We start from the raw sequence: 12,688 nt of genomic DNA, 5'->3' as shown, positions 1-12,688 counted from the left end.
CGATCGTCGCCCCGGCGCCACCGCCTTGCGCCCCGGTCCGGCGTCCGGTCGTCGGTTAACCCCGCGCCTTCACGTAGTGCCGCGCCGCCTTCGCCCGGTTCCCGCAGACCGCCATCCGGCACCACCGCCGGCGGCCGTTCTGGGAGGCGTCGAAGAAGTGCAGGATGCACGCCTCGTGGGCGCACTGCCTGATCCGGTGCGCCCCCTGCCCGAGCAGCCCGAGGAAGCCGTCCGCCGCCAGCCAGGGCGCCAGCCACTCCGGCCGGTCGACCTCGATCCGGTCCTCGGCCCCGCCCGGTGCCGCCGTCCGCCGGATCCGTCCGTGCGCCAGCACCGCGTCCAGCCCGTCCCGGGCCGGTGAGCCCAACTCGCCCTGCTCGCGGGCGTCCTGGGCGGCCAGCCGGATCGCCTCGCGGGCCCGGAGGATCGCCGCCAGGCCCGCCTCGTCAGCCGCGCAGCGTCCGCTCAGTCCGGCGGAGGAGAGCCAGACCGCGTACCCCTCGACGCCGGTGAGCAGGTCGTTGACGGGTGTGCCGGCCCAGCGCGTGTTGAGCAGGTCGAGCGCGAGCGGCTCGCCGATCAGCGGTCGCGGGTCCCTCGGGTCCGGCTGCACGTCAGTCATCGTCCTCCCTCGGCTCGGACCGATTCTACGTCCGGCCCGATCGGCCCGGATTGGTCTGGACCCTCCCCGGAATCCGGGTCATTCACTGAATGGAACCACCGAGTTTCCAGACGTCCACAGTTGACTGTTTTTTAGCAACGAATTGCCCGATCATGAGCCAAATCGCACACGGGTTCTGTCATGTTCGAGCCAGTGTTCTGGACCCCCTGAACGCCTGGCCCCTTGCCGGCCCCCACAGCCGGCCAGAGGAGGATCCGTTGCGCCCCCGCTCCCTTGCCCTCGCCGCGGCGATAGCCGTGCTGCCGCTGACCGCCGTCTCGCTCGGTGTCTCCACCGCGCAGGCCGCCACCCCCAACGCCTCCCCGCGCGTCGCCCTGCCGAACACCGTGAATCCGGCGGTGGCGCACTCGGAGAAGAAGGGCGACGTTCCGGCGGAGCAGCAGATCTCGGTGTCCGTCAGCCTGAAGCTGCGCAACACCGACGCCCTGGACCGCTTCCTCACCGCGGTCACCACCCCGGGCGCCCCGGAGTACGGCCACTACCTGACGCCGGAGCAGTTCACCGCGCAGTTCGGACCGACCCAGGCCGCCGTCGACCAGGTCAGGACGTACCTGGCCCAGCAGGGCCTGACCGTCACCGACGTGAGCGCCAACCGCCAGGTGGTCAACGCCCACGGCACCACCGCCCAGGTCTCCCAGGCCTTCGGCACGCACGAGAGCGCGTACCTCGACCCGCAGCTCCAGCGCGCCTTCTTCGCCAACGACGCCGCCGCCTCGATCCCGTCCGACCTGGCCGCCGTGGTCCAGGGCGTCAGCGGCCTGGACAACCACGCGGTCCGCAAGAACCGCCTGGCCACGCCGAACGCGGTCACCCCGAACGCGGCCACCGCCGCTCCGAGCGGCATGTCCCCGGCCCAGTACACCGGCGCCTACAACCTCACCAGGACCGGCGCGGACGGCACCGGCGTGACGGTCGCGCTGTGGGAGTTCGACGGCTACAAGTCGACGAACCTGACCACCTACGACTCCCAGTTCGGCCTGAGCGGCCCGGCCGTCACCACCGTCTCGGTCGACGGCGCCAACTACGACTCCAAGCCGGGCCAGGGCCAGGGCGAGGTCGAGCTGGACAGCGAGATCGTCCGCGGCGCGGCGCCCAAGGCCACCCAGCTGGTCTACGAGGCGCCCAACAGCGACCAGGGCGAGATCGACATGGCCAACAAGATCGTGACCGACAACCGGGTCTCGGTCATCTCGATCTCCTGGGGCTCCTGCGAGCCGGACACCACCGCCTCCTCGATGACGGCCGTCGACAACGCCTTCAAGCAGGCCGCCGCCCAGGGCATCTCGATCTTCTCCGCCTCCGGCGACGACGGCTCCCGCGACTGCACCCGCTCCACCAGCGGCTCGTCCGTCAAGGCCGTCGACTTCCCGGCCTCCAGCCCGCACCAGACCGGTGTCGGCGGCACCAACCTCAAGGTGTCCAGCAGCAACACCTACTCCTCGGAGAGCGCCTGGAGCACCGCCGGCGGCGGCGTCTCCACGGTGTTCGCCAAGCCGAGCTGGCAGACCGGCACCGGCGTCAGCGGCACCATGCGCACCGTCCCGGACGTCTCCTCCAACGCCGACCCGGCCAGCGGCTTCTCGATCTACACGGCCGGCGGCTGGCAGGTCTACGGCGGCACCAGCGCCGCCGCGCCGCTCTGGTCCGGCTACGCGGCCCAGTTCAACCAGAAGGCCAAGGCGGCCGGCCAGCCGGTCCTCGGCGAGGCGAGCCCGCGGCTGTACTCGGTGGCGAACAGCAGCAGCTACGGCAGCACCTTCCACGACGTGACCGCCGGCGCCAACCAGGACTTCTCCACCAAGGCCGGCTACGACCAGGTCACCGGCTGGGGCTCCCCGGTCGCCGACGCGCTGACCACCGCCCTGCTCGGCGGCACCACCACCCCGCCGTCCGGCGGCTGCACCGCCGCCCAGCTGGTCGGCAACGGCGGCTTCGAGAGCGGCACCGCCACCCCGTGGACCACCTCCAGCGGCGTGGTCGACAACAGCTCCTCCCAGGCCGCCCACTCGGGCAGCTGGAAGGCCTGGATGAACGGCTACGGCTCGGCCCACACCGACTCCATGACGCAGACCGTCTCGATCCCGGCCGGCTGCGCCTCCGCCAAGCTGACCTTCTGGCTGCACATCGACACCGCGGAGACCGGCACCACCGCGTACGACAAGCTGACCGTCCAGGCCAACAGCACCACCCTGGCGACCTACTCCAACGCGAACGCCGCCGCCGGCTACGTCCAGCGCACCGTGGACCTGACCTCCTTCGCCGGCCAGACCGTGACCGTCAAGTTCACCGGTGTCGAGGACGCGTCGCAGCAGACCAGCTTCGTGATCGACGACGTCGCGCTGAACGTCGGCTGACCACCGCCCGACCGCACACCGCACCACCCGATCCCCGCCGGGGCGGAGCCGTCAGGGCCCGCCCCGGCGGAGTCCGTCCCGGGCCCCGACGCGACGCCGCGCGGGGCCCGGCCGGCGGCCCGTGTTTCCGGACTGTTTCAAGATCGATAACCCTTCGGTCCACCTGCCGTGACCACTGTCATACGCACGACTGATGACGTAGCCTCTCGACCGTGCATAGGGTTCCCCAAAGCTCGGTGAAGCCGTCGGCTGCGCGTCCCGACGCCGGCCCGGTCCCACCGAACTCACCTGGTGGGGAGGGTCACCGTATGGCCGCACAGCAACCTCAGGACGCCGCGCGGCTGCGGCTGGTCGGGTCGCACACGGAGCACCCCGGTCCGCCCGGGCCGGCTCCCGCCGTCGTCCCCGCCGCCGCCCCCGCACCGTCCCCCGGCCGACTCGCCCCGGTCGGCGGCTTCGCGGACACCCTGCACCTGGCCATCGAGGCCAGCGGCCTCAGCCTGGACCGCATCCGCGCCGCCCTGGCCGGCCGCGGCGTCAGGGTCAGCGTCACCACCCTGAGCTACTGGCGGCGCGGCCGCAGCCAGCCCGAGCGGGCCAGCTCGCTGCGCGCCGTCCACCTGCTGGAGGAACTGCTCGGCCTGCCGCACAGCGCGCTCTCCTCGCTGCTCGGCCCGCCGCGCCCGCGCGGCCGCTGGGCCGCCGCCGCCAACACCTGCCACCTCGGGCTGGAGGACGTCTGGCCGGGCGAGCAGGAGATCGCCAACATCTTCGCCGAGCTGAACGCCCCGCCGGCCGGCGAGCTGGAGCGGCTGAGCATCCACGACTCCTACTACGTGGACGCCGAGCGGCGCGGCAACCTGCTGCGGATGCGCCAGGTGGTGCGCGCCACGGTCGGCGGCGTCGGCCGCTGCCTGGTGGTGCACATGGCCGACGAGGAGGCGGCCGGCTGCCCGGAGATCACCTCGGTGCGGCACGGCCGGCTGGGCCGGGTGCGCCGCCGCCCGGAGGCCGGGCTGATCGTCGCCGAGCTGATGCTGGACCGCCCGCTCGGCCTGGGCGACAGCACGGTCTTCGAGTACGAGGTGGAGATCCCGCCCGGCGGCCCGACCATGGAGTACAGCCGCCGCTTCGCCACCCCCGTCCGCGAGTACGTGCTCCAGGTGCACTTCGACCCGGCCGCCGTCCCGGCCCACTGCGAGCGCTACGACCGCGAGCCCGGCGCCGACGTCGACCACCGCCGCGAGCAACTCTGGATCGGCGCCTCGGCGAGCGCCCACGTCCTGGCCCCGGACCAGCAGCCGGGCCACATCGGCATCCGCTGGGAGTGGGCCTAACCCCCTCCACCGACCCGCCCGAGCCCCGCCGGCCACCGAAGGCCCGGCGGGGCTTTCGCATGCCCGCCCACAACCTAACCGTTCAGATCTTCAATACCGGTTGACGATGCATCACCTAACTCCTAATCTCATGAATACCGGTTAGGCAGCAGCCTCACCGGACACCGAAGCCTCCGGGAGTGACCAGGCATGTCCACCACCCAGCTCCGCACCCTGCAGACCGGCCACGTGGGTCTGAACGTCACCGACCTGGCCCGCTCTATCGACTTCTACCGCGCCGTGTTCGGCCTCGACGTCACCGCCGAGGGCACCGACCCCGCGCGCCGCTACGCCCTGCTCGGCCGCGACGGCCGCCTGGTGGTGACGCTCTGGCAGCAGAGCACCGGCGCCTTCGCCCCCGCCGCCCCCGGCCTGCACCACCTCTCCTTCGAGGTCGAGAGCCTCGACGAGGTCCGCGCCACCGAGAAGCTGCTGCGCGAACTGGGCGCCGAGTTCGCCTACGACGGCGTCGTCCCGCACAGCGAGGGCTCAGCCTCCGGCGGCATCTTCTTCACCGACCCGGACGGCATCCGGCTGGAGATCTACACCCGTACCGGCGTGGACGAGACCGAGGCCACCGCCCCCACCACCGCCGCCCCGACCTGCGGATTCTTCTAGACCGACCGTCAGGAGCCGACCATGACCACCCTCGGCACGCCGTACCACCCCGGCGAACGGGCCGCCCAGGCCCGGGCCGGCCGGACCGAGCGGGCCGACCACGCCGGCCGGGCGATCCGCGGCACCGTCCCGGCGGTCGCCGCCCGCTTCCTGGCCGAGCGCCGGATGCTGGTCGTCGGCGCCGCCGACCGGGCCGGGCGGGTCTGGGCCACCCAGCTGGCCGGCCCGGCTGGCTTCCTCTCGGCCCCGGACGAACGCACCATGGCCGTGGCCGCCCGCCCGGCCCCGGCCGACCCGCTGGCCGAGGCGCTGGCCCGCCCGGCCCGGGTCGGCACCATCGCCCTGGACCCGGCCGGCCGGCGCCGGATGCGGCTCAACGGCCGCTCCGCCCCGGACGGCCGGGGCGGGCTGCTGGTGCACGCCGACGAGGTGGTCGCCAACTGCCCGAAGTACATCCAGCGCCGCTCCCCGACGGACCGCCCGGCCGCCGGCCCGCCCCGCACGGTCGCCACCGGCCCGGTCCTGACCACCGCCCAGCGCCTGGCGGTGGCCACCGCGGACACCTTCTTCATCGCCAGCACCGGGCCGGGCGGCAGCGTGGACGCCTCCCACCGCGGCGGCTTCCCCGGCTTCCTGGAGCCGGTGGCGCCGGACCGGTTGCGCTGGCCGGAGTACCCGGGCAACAGCATGTTCCTGACGCTCGGCAACCTGGAACTGGACCCGCGGGCCGGCCTGCTGCTGCCCGACTGGGAGACCGGCGGTTCGCTGCTGGTCACCGGTGAGGCCCGAACCGACTGGTCCGAGGAGGCCCGGCAGGACGTGCCGGGCGCCGAGCGGATGGTCGAACTGACCGTCACCGGCGTGGTCGAGCTGGCCGACGCCACCCCGCTGGCCTGGACCGCCCCGGAGTACTCGCCCGCCATCCCGCGCTGACCCGCCCGTCCGCCCTCCCCGCCGCCTTTCGGCGCCCGCCACGCCCGGGAGTCGCACCGATCTCACCCGATCGGCCCAACCCACCGTGACGCATCCCGCCCACTTTGGGACTTTGGTCCGGATAACACGCGGAATAGACCCGGGAAGGCCACTCCTGTCCCGCCGTCAGGCGGCGATCCGGAGAGACCGCAGGAAAGAGGCGGAGCATGACCCTGACCGACCCCCTGTCCCCGCTCATGGCGTTCGACGACGTCGAGCCGGCGGACGACTGCATATGCGGGGGATGCAACGCCCGCCGACGCGCCCGGCTGCACGCCGCACCGGTCCACGAGGGCGGACACGCCGCCGCCCGCAGCGTCCGCCGCCGGGCCGCCGTCCTGGTGGCCGCCGTTGGCACCGCGATCGGCGGCGGAGCGGCCGCCGCCGGCTCCGCCACCGCGGCGCCGGCCCCGACCCCCGGTCCCACGCCCGGCGGCAACAGCGCCCCCCGGTCGCAGACCCCCCAGGGAGAGGTCAGCGGCCTCTACGGCCAACCCCCCGGCGCCCGCACCTTCGCCGCCCCGCGCGCCACCGCGGCGCCGGTCACCCGGGCCCAGATCATCCAGCGCGCCCAGACCTGGGTCGACCAGGGCGTGCCGTACAGCATGAGCCGCTACTGGTCGGACGGCTACCGCCAGGACTGCTCCGGCTTCGTCTCGATGGCCTGGGGCCTGGGCAGCAGCCAGACCACCTGGACCCTCCCCGACTACGCCGAGCGGATCGGCAGGAACGACCTCCAGCCCGGCGACATCCTGGTCTACAACAACCCCGCCAGCCCGCAGGCCGGTTCGCACGTGACGATCTTCGGCGGCTGGGCCGACTCCTCTCGCACCAAGTACATCGCCTACGAGCAGACCGGACCCTCCACCAAGAAGCGCTCCACCCCGTACGCCTACTGGAACAACTCCGGCAGCTACGTCCCGTACCGCTACACCGGCCTCTCCTCCGGCAGCAACGACGGCGGCGGCACCTCCAGCACCGCCTTCCCCGGCGCCGACAAGTTCGGCCCCGGCGCCGACAACGCCTACGTCACCAAGCTCGGCCAGATGCTGGTGCAGCGCGGCGGCGGCTCGTTCTACTCCACCGGCCCCGGCCCGCGCTGGAGCGAGGCCGACCGCAGGGCCACCCAGGCCTTCCAGCAGGCCCAGGGCTGGCGCGGCAGCGAGGCCGACGGCATCCCCGGCAAGGACACCTGGGACTACCTGGTCAAGGGCAAGGGCCGCGACATCGGCGGTGGAGGCGGCACCCCGCTGCCGCCCCCGCCCACCACCGAGGCCTCCGCCTTCCCCGGTGCGCAGTACTTCGGCCCCGGCCGGAGCAACGACCACATCCGCCGGCTCGGCGAACAGCTGGTCCGCAAGGGCTTCGGCGCCTCGTACAGCGTCGGCCCCGGCCCGCGCTGGACGGAGAGCGACCGCCGTGCCGTCCAGGCCTTCCAGCAGGCCCAGGGCTGGCGCGGCAGCGAGGCCGACGGCTACCCCGGCCCCGCCACCTGGCGCCGGCTCTTCTCCTGACCTCCCCGAGGCGCGGTGCCCACCCGGGCACCGCGCCTCAGCGCTTCCCCGACATCCAGTGGAAGAGTCCCATCGCCACACTGGTCGCCAGGTTGAAGCTGGACACCCCCGGCTGCATCGGCACCGCCACCAACTGATCGGCACGCCCCTTGAGTTCCGCCGACACCCCGTGCCGCTCGGTACCGAACGCCAGCAGCGCGTCGTCCGGGAACGGCACGTCCCGGATGTCCGCCCCCTCCGGATCCAGCACGAACAACGGCCCGTCCGGCAGCTCCGACAGACCCAACCGCTCCACCGCGGTGGCGAAGTGCAGCCCCGCACTCCCCCGCAACACGCTCGGGTGCCAGGGATCCAGGTCCCCGGTGGTCACCACCCCGGTGGCACCGAACCCCGCCGCCAACCGGATCACCGCCCCGACGTTCCCCAGGTTGCGCGGATTCTCCAACACCACCACCGGCGCCCTCCGCGGCCGACCCCCCAGCACCACCCGGTTCGCCTCCGCCGACGGCCGCACCGCCAACGCCACCACCCCGGTCGGATGCAGCCGCGGCACCAACCCCCGCACCACCGCCTCCGGCACCTCCACCGCGAGCCCCTCCAGCACCGGAACCACATCCGGCGCCAACTCCCCCGCCAACCCCAGCAAGGCCCCCCGGTCCACGGTCAACACCCCCCGCACCTCCCCCCCGAACCGCAACGCGTGCTTCAACGCGTGAAACCCGTCCAGCACCACCACCCCCGCCCCCCGCTCAGCCGCCCGCCACGCCCGCACCACCTCGTCATCCATGCCACTCACTCTGTCACCCCCCACCCCCACCCCCACCCACGCACACCCTTCCCCCGCCTCCCCGACCAGCAGGCACCCCCGACCTCCCCCACCAACAGGCACCCACCCCCCTCCCCCCTCCCCCCGCGAGAGGGACGCGCTGCGGAAGGGGGCGGCGCAGGGGGTGGGTGCGGAGAGGGGCGTGACGGGTGATTTTCAGACTGCCAACGCCCCCAACGACCCCACCCACGCCACCGGCAGTCTGAAAATCATCCAGCCCCCGCAGCACCCACCCCCGGAGCCGCCCCCGACCCCCCACCCTCCCGAAAGCCCACCCCCTCAGAAGACCCCCGCAAAGCCCGCTCCAAGTCCCGCAGAGCCTGCCCCACCAACCGAGTCCCCGCCCGCACCACATCCCGCTGCACCCCCGCCGGCACCCCCGCCAACCCCTCCTCCAACCGCGCCTGCGCCACCCGCACCGCCCCGAACTCCACCGCCTGCCCCGTCAGCAGCGCCCCCGCCGCCAGCGCCGTCGCCAGCCGCAGCTCCTCCGCGTACTCCGCGGTCCCCGGCACGGGCTCCGCGTCGCCCGCCGGCAGATGGGCCTCCAGCAGCACCGCCGCCCGCCCGAGGGCCCCGACCGCCGCCCGGGCCCGGTCGATCTGGCGCCGGCTCACCCCGGCCAGCCCGGACTCGTGCCGCCCGGGTTCGGCGTCGGCCCGCTGCATCGCCTGGATCAGTTCGGAGCGCGCCTCCCGCGAGTCCAGCAGGGCGCTCCGCACCGCCCGCCCCCGGCTCCCCGCCGGGTCCTCGTAGCAGGCGATGACGGCCCCCGCGTACCGTCCGGCCGCCGCCAGCCACTCGGCGAGCCGTTCGCCGAGCCGGGCGGTCTGCCAGGTCGGGAACAGCGCGTACGTGACGAGCGCGATCGACCCGCCGAGCAGCGTCAGCCCGACCCGTTCGACGGCCGTCACCAGCGGGTTCCCCTCCTGCAGCCCGAGCAGGAACACCACGTACGTGGAGATCCCGACGGTGGTGAGCGCGTACCCGGTCCGGAACGCCAGGTACGCCCCGCCGATGCAGACCACCGCCAGCGCGGCCAGCACCCACTCCCCGGGGTGGGCGAGCTGCACCACCAGGGTCGAGACGGCGACCCCGACGACCGTCCCGGCCAGCCGGGCGACGCCCCGGCTGTAGGTCTGCGCGAAGTCCGGCCGCATCACCATCGCGGCGGTCATCGGCGCCCAGTACCCGTGGTGGAACCCGGCGAGCCGGGCCAGCAGGTAGGCGACGGTGACCACCCCGGCGAGCCGGACGGCGTGCTGGAAGATCGCCGAGCGCGGTTGCAACTGCCGCCGGACGGCCCGCGCCGCGACCGGCAGCATCCGGGCGATGGTCGGCTTGCGCAGCGATCCGCCGGCCCCGACCACGGGCGTGGTGATGGTGTCCTCGTCGTTGCGGTCCAGGGTGTCGGCGGCCTTCCGCAGCAGCCCGCCGAGCCGCCGGGCGGAGCGCCGGGCCGCCCCCTGGAGCCGCGGCCCGTCGTCCGAGCCGACCAGGGTGAGCGAGGGCGCGGAGCGGGGGAGCCGGACCGGGTCGCCGGTGCGGACCGCCCGGGCGAGGGCGTCCATGACCTCGGCGGCGGCCGCCAGCACCTCCCGGGCCCGGTCCCGCTCCGGCCCTTCCTCGGGGGCGCCGACCTTGGGGTCGGCGAGTGCGGCGAGGGTGGGCCGGATGCGTTCGGCGATGCCGCGCAGGCCGCGCAGTTCGGGCGGCCGGTGGCGGTCCTGCCAGGGGGTGAGGGCGGCCGCGTGGCGGGCCGTCATGAACGGCTCCGGGTCCACGTGCGCCGTCGGGTCCTGCCGCAACCGCCGCGCGTAGTCGGCGAGTTCGGCGTAGGTGTCGGCGAGGGCCTCGCGCTGGGCGGTCCAGCTGCCGATCGGCCAGACGGTGATGACGGTGGCCTGGACGACTCCGCCGAGGGCGGCGACCAGACCGTGGCCGAGCGCGGTGATCGCGCTGACCGGGAGCTGGACGACGATCAGCATCACCGAGACGGTGTTGGTGGTGACCACGCCGGCGGTGGGCCCGATCGCCCAGGCCAGTCCGGCGCCGAAGGCCCACACCGCGAGCAGCACCGGGAACAGCCCGGGGACGCCGGCCGCGAGGTAGCCGAGGAAGGTGCTGATGCCGAGGCCGGCCCCGGCCGCGACGGCGAGGCTGGCCCGGGGCCGGAAGCTGCGCTGGAAGGTGGCCGCGCCGGCGATGAACGCGCCCATCGCGGCCGAGGTGGCGAGCGCGACCCCGCCGAGCGCGAGGATGGGGAAGAGCACCAGCGCCACCGCGACCGCCCCGCGCAGGGCCCGCTTGGGGTCGGTGAGCGCCCGGTCCAGGGTGAGCCCGGTCCGCGCGGTGTCACGAAGTGCGGCGAACCAGGACATACCAGCATCCTAGGCCGCGGACCTCCGTCGGATCCGGCTCAGCCGCGCCGCCACCCACAGCAGTGCCCCGGTCGGCAGGAACACCGCGTCCGCCGCGATCATCGCCAGTGAGAAGACCGGCAGCCCGAGCACCACCGCGATCCCCACGTGCTCCAGCACCATGACGGCCAGGAGGACGTTCTTGACCCGCCGGTCGAGCAGCGTGAACGGGAACGCCACCTGGAGGATCACGGTGCCGTACGAGACCAGGAAGACCGGCAGCAGTGCCGAGCCGACCAGTGCCGACAGCCCCGGCCAGGGGGTGAAGTAGTCCAGGTGCAGCGGGTAGTACAGCGCGGTGCCGTCCTGCCAGCGCGAGCCCTGCACCTTGTACCAGCCGGCCGTGGCGTAGATCAGCACCACCTCGACGGCGATCACCAGCATCGCGCAGTTGTGCACCATGTTCGCCAGCGCGTCCAGTACCGCCCGCGGCTCGCCGTCCGGCCGCAGCCGGCCGAGCGTCCACCAGAGCCCGGCCACCGCCCACAACCCCCAGAACAGCGGCGACCAGCCGAGGTACGGGAAGGCCCGGTCGGTCCAGGTCAGGCTGTCACCGGCGAAGCCGCCGAACTGGCAGGCCGCCAGGACGGCGCCGAGCACCGCCCAGAGCACCACCCCGGCCGGCCCGGGCCGCCGGCGCCGGGCGTCCAGCGACCAGACCTCGGCGCAGCGGGTGAAGACCAGGTAGACCGCCATCAGGTGGACGACGTTGTCTCCGCCGTCGCCGAGGAAGACGTCGCGGTTCTGCAGGGACAGCACGGTGACCAGGAACAGCACCGTGCTCGCCCTGGTCCGCCAGCCCAGCAGCACGGCCAGGGCGGCCAGCACCGCGAGGTGGTAGACCAGCTCGAACCAGAGCCGTCCGCCGAACCAGGGCAGCACGGTGAACGCCCCGTTGTCGGTCAGCAGCCGCTCGGCGAGCTCCGCCGACCAGGGGGAGCGGTCGCCGTACAGCACCCGCCGGTGCGGCCACTCGCGCAGCAGGTAGGCGAGCCAGACCAGTCCGAAGCCGATCCGCACCACCGCGGCCTGGTGCCGGCCGAGCACCCGCCCGGTGAAGGCCTCCGCCGCCCGCCCGAGCGGTGCCCGCGGCCCGCGTGCCCGTGCCGCCGCCCCCGGCTCCGCAGGCCGCCCGTCCCCGCCCTGCCGCGGTACGGCCTCCTCCGGCGGCACCGTCCCGTACGGGTGCCCGGCCCGCACCGTCGCCTCGTTCATCCGAGCAGTCCCCGGTAGTCCTCGTCCGCCACCGGCCACCACGGCAGCTCCCGCACCCGGGGCGCCGGCGGCGCGGGCTCGCCGCTCCAGGACGGCGGCGGGACGGTGGCCGCGGTCGACCGGAACTGGATCTCCAGGACCCGTTCGCCGTCCGCCGTCCGGCCGATCCGCTGCAGGGCGATCCGCTTGAGGTACTGCTCGGCGAGCCGGCCGCGCGGGGAGGCCGGGGTCTCGTCCTGCTGGTTGTGCGTGCCGTCGTAGAAGTCCCAGGCCCGGCGCAGCAGGTTCTGCTCGACGTGGCTGGGTGCCGGATTGCCCCGGATCGCGGCGATGTCCTGGGCGGTCAGCCCGATCCAGTCGTGGGTGCGGGTGGCCCCGCCGGGGGCGACGGTGCGGACCCGGGCGTCCACGCTCACGTTCTGCTGGAGCGGGTTGGGCGCGAACAGCTTCCAGTTCTGCTCGAACTCCGGGTACACCACGCCGTCGAGCGCCTCCCGGTACTGCCGGGACACCGAGTTGGCGGGCGCCACGTGCAGGAACACCGCGGCGAGGAACAGCCCGGCGCCCGCGGTCAGCACCGCCCCGGCGAAGCCGAGGACCAGCTGCGCGGGCCTGGACCAGGGCCGCCCGGCAGCCGGCCGGTCCGTCGTCTCGGTCATGGCCCCCCGCCCGGTCGGCGGGCGCCGCCGACCCGGTGCCGGCGCGCTCGCG

General features: G+C 74.1%; 10 protein-coding genes. 5 read left to right on the top strand and 5 right to left on the bottom strand.

Features of this window, described 5'->3' with window-relative positions:
• Window positions 1–55: 55 nt before the first annotated feature.
• Window positions 56–622: a CGNR zinc finger domain-containing protein gene (locus ACZ7RU_RS17335; protein WP_470341779.1), complete on the bottom strand. Its 567-nt coding sequence runs from the start codon at window positions 620–622 to the stop codon at window positions 56–58.
• A 257-nt stretch (window positions 623–879) separates the two neighbouring features.
• Here ACZ7RU_RS17335 and ACZ7RU_RS17330 point away from each other — a divergent pair, with 257 nt between their 5' ends.
• The 5 genes from ACZ7RU_RS17330 (at window position 880) to ACZ7RU_RS17310 (ending at window position 7,516) form a co-directional block, all read left to right on the top strand.
• The gene (locus tag ACZ7RU_RS17330; protein ID WP_470341778.1) at window positions 880–3,036 is read left to right on the top strand and encodes a S53 family peptidase; all 2,157 of its coding nucleotides are present in this window, start codon (window positions 880–882) and stop codon (window positions 3,034–3,036) included.
• A 308-nt stretch (window positions 3,037–3,344) separates the two neighbouring features.
• The gene (locus ACZ7RU_RS17325) at window positions 3,345–4,373 is read left to right on the top strand and encodes an XRE family transcriptional regulator (protein ID WP_470341777.1); all 1,029 of its coding nucleotides are present in this window, start codon (window positions 3,345–3,347) and stop codon (window positions 4,371–4,373) included.
• A 189-nt stretch (window positions 4,374–4,562) separates the two neighbouring features.
• Window positions 4,563–5,030, top strand: coding sequence for a VOC family protein (locus tag ACZ7RU_RS17320; RefSeq protein WP_470341776.1), 468 nt, complete (start codon window positions 4,563–4,565; stop codon window positions 5,028–5,030).
• 21 nt (window positions 5,031–5,051) lie between these two features.
• Window positions 5,052–5,963, top strand: a complete 912-nt coding sequence (locus tag ACZ7RU_RS17315) for a pyridoxamine 5'-phosphate oxidase family protein (protein ID WP_470341775.1) — start codon at window positions 5,052–5,054, stop codon at window positions 5,961–5,963.
• A 206-nt stretch (window positions 5,964–6,169) separates the two neighbouring features.
• Window positions 6,170–7,516, top strand: a complete 1,347-nt coding sequence (locus ACZ7RU_RS17310; protein ID WP_470341774.1) for a peptidoglycan-binding protein — start codon at window positions 6,170–6,172, stop codon at window positions 7,514–7,516.
• Between the two features lie 37 nt (window positions 7,517–7,553).
• On the opposite strand, the gene ACZ7RU_RS17305 is transcribed toward ACZ7RU_RS17310, so the two are convergent.
• The 4 genes from ACZ7RU_RS17305 to ACZ7RU_RS17290 form a co-directional block, all read right to left on the bottom strand.
• Complete coding sequence (locus ACZ7RU_RS17305) at window positions 7,554–8,303, bottom strand: TrmH family RNA methyltransferase (RefSeq protein WP_470341773.1); 750 nt, start codon at window positions 8,301–8,303, stop codon at window positions 7,554–7,556.
• A gap of 248 nt (window positions 8,304–8,551) precedes the next feature.
• On the bottom strand, window positions 8,552–10,723 hold the full coding sequence (locus ACZ7RU_RS17300; RefSeq protein WP_470341772.1) for an FUSC family protein: 2,172 nt from the start codon (window positions 10,721–10,723) through the stop codon (window positions 8,552–8,554).
• 9 nt (window positions 10,724–10,732) lie between these two features.
• Window positions 10,733–11,977, bottom strand: a complete 1,245-nt coding sequence (locus tag ACZ7RU_RS17295) for an HTTM domain-containing protein (RefSeq protein ID WP_470341771.1) — start codon at window positions 11,975–11,977, stop codon at window positions 10,733–10,735.
• On the bottom strand, window positions 11,974–12,636 hold the full coding sequence (locus tag ACZ7RU_RS17290) for a DUF5819 family protein (protein ID WP_470341770.1): 663 nt from the start codon (window positions 12,634–12,636) through the stop codon (window positions 11,974–11,976). Before ACZ7RU_RS17290 ends, ACZ7RU_RS17295 begins: the two co-directional genes overlap by 4 nt.
• Between the last annotated feature and the right edge of the window lie 52 nt (window positions 12,637–12,688).

The sequence above is a fragment of the Kitasatospora sp. NPDC114501 genome (assembly GCF_055633695.1).
Note: the sequence above shows the minus strand (reverse complement) of the source record. Positions and strands in the feature narration are given on the sequence as shown.

Bases quoted from the DNA above. Each gene is read 5' to 3' on its own strand.
- ACZ7RU_RS17335 (WP_470341779.1), bottom strand. From the start codon at position 622: ATGACTGACGTGCAGCCGGACCCGAGGGACCCGCGACCGCTGATCGGC.
- ACZ7RU_RS17325 (WP_470341777.1), top strand. From the start codon at position 3,345: ATGGCCGCACAGCAACCTCAGGACGCCGCGCGGCTGCGGCTGGTCGGG.
- ACZ7RU_RS17320 (WP_470341776.1), top strand. From the start codon at position 4,563: ATGTCCACCACCCAGCTCCGCACCCTGCAGACCGGCCACGTGGGTCTG.
- ACZ7RU_RS17315 (WP_470341775.1), top strand. From the start codon at position 5,052: ATGACCACCCTCGGCACGCCGTACCACCCCGGCGAACGGGCCGCCCAG.
- ACZ7RU_RS17310 (WP_470341774.1), top strand. From the start codon at position 6,170: ATGACCCTGACCGACCCCCTGTCCCCGCTCATGGCGTTCGACGACGTC.
- ACZ7RU_RS17305 (WP_470341773.1), bottom strand. From the start codon at position 8,303: ATGGATGACGAGGTGGTGCGGGCGTGGCGGGCGGCTGAGCGGGGGGCG.
- ACZ7RU_RS17300 (WP_470341772.1), bottom strand. From the start codon at position 10,723: ATGTCCTGGTTCGCCGCACTTCGTGACACCGCGCGGACCGGGCTCACC.
- ACZ7RU_RS17295 (WP_470341771.1), bottom strand. From the start codon at position 11,977: ATGAACGAGGCGACGGTGCGGGCCGGGCACCCGTACGGGACGGTGCCG.
- ACZ7RU_RS17290 (WP_470341770.1), bottom strand. From the start codon at position 12,636: ATGACCGAGACGACGGACCGGCCGGCTGCCGGGCGGCCCTGGTCCAGG.